This window comes from Phocaeicola sp. RTP21198st1_B8_RTP21198_201120, assembly GCF_040929485.1.
In the GTDB taxonomy this organism is placed as follows: Bacteria; Bacteroidota; Bacteroidia; order Bacteroidales; family Bacteroidaceae; genus Phocaeicola; species Phocaeicola dorei.
Genome location: NZ_JBCOCI010000406.1, coordinates 1 through 1252 on the forward strand (window position 1 = coordinate 1; position 1252 = coordinate 1252).

Genomic DNA, 1252 nt, shown 5'->3' on the forward strand with positions numbered 1-1252 from the left:
TTGGAGTCGGACAAAGAGCGGGAAGCGTTGGTTTATAATCTGGGAGCTGACTCGGAACAGACGTTTGCCGGAAACCGTAGCTTCGGAATTTCAATGAATGGAACGACTGTTTTGGATGATTTCAACATAGCTCGTGATTACGGATATGCCCGTGCTGTTATCAAGAAATTTGTAGTAACGGTGAAGGATGGAAAAGGATTGAGTGTTGACTTTCATAAAAAAGAAGGAGAACCTATTCTGAACGCTATCCGTATTTATAGAAACTATTAATCATAAACACTGTCAATATGCTTAGGTCTATTTATTTACTGTCTTTTCTCCTCCTGCAATCTTTATTTGCTTTTGCCGGGAATGTAAAGGAGAATGTTCCGTCTTCTTTTGACTTGTATGTATGCATCGGACAATCCAACATGGCGGGGCGTGCAACATTAACTCCGGAAGTCATGGATACCCTCCAAAATGTGTATCTATTGAATGATAAGGGGAATTTTGAACCGGCAGTAAATCCTCTCAATCGTTATTCTACAGTTCGGAAAGATTTGTCAATGCAGCGTTTGGGACCGGCTTACGGCTTTGCTAAAGAGATGGCCCGACAAACGAAACGTCCTGTCGGACTGGTAGTAAATGCGCGTGGAGGCTCATCCATCAACTCCTGGCTAAAAGGGAGTAAAGACGGATATTATGAAGAAGCTCTTTCCCGGGTTCGGATTGCAATGAAGCAGGGAGGTGTTTTGAAAGCAATCCTTTGGCATCAGGGAGAAGCCGATTGTTCGAATCCGGAAGCGTATAAACAGAAACTGATTTCTTTGGTGAAAGACTTGCGGGAAGATCTGGGCATGCCGAATCTACCGGTTGTTGTAGGACAGATTTCTCAATGGAACTGGACGAAAAGAGAAGCAGGTACAGTCCCCTTTAATCAGATGATTAAAAAAGTTTCTTCATTTATTCCCTATTCCGATTGGGTATCATCGAAAGGATTGGGATGGTATAAAGATGAGAAAGACCCTCATTTTAATACGGAAGCACAACTGTTATTAGGAAAACGTTATGCGAAAAAGATACTGAAGTTTTATAAACATCAATAGGATACCCTTTTTCGAAGGAACATAAAAGCCGGCTGATTCATGAGGGATCAGCCGGCTTTTGTATGGTGAATAACTAAATACTGCCTTGTTGATAGAAAAGGAATCTATATAGTTAATTGCTTTATTATAAGCAAATTAACCTGTTGATAACTTTGTTGATATCCTTG

General features: G+C 40.9%; 2 protein-coding genes. Both read left to right on the forward strand.

Annotated features, from left to right (window positions below; translation table 11 throughout):
* A partial coding sequence (locus AB5935_RS26765; RefSeq protein WP_368327952.1) for a malectin domain-containing carbohydrate-binding protein occupies window positions 1-270 on the forward strand: 270 nt, incomplete at its 5' end.
* Window positions 271-287: 17 nt separating this feature from the next.
* Window positions 288-1085: a sialate O-acetylesterase gene (locus AB5935_RS26770; protein WP_004299902.1), complete on the forward strand. Its 798-nt coding sequence runs from the start codon at window positions 288-290 to the stop codon at window positions 1083-1085.
* The last annotated feature ends 167 nt before the right edge of the window (window positions 1086-1252 follow it).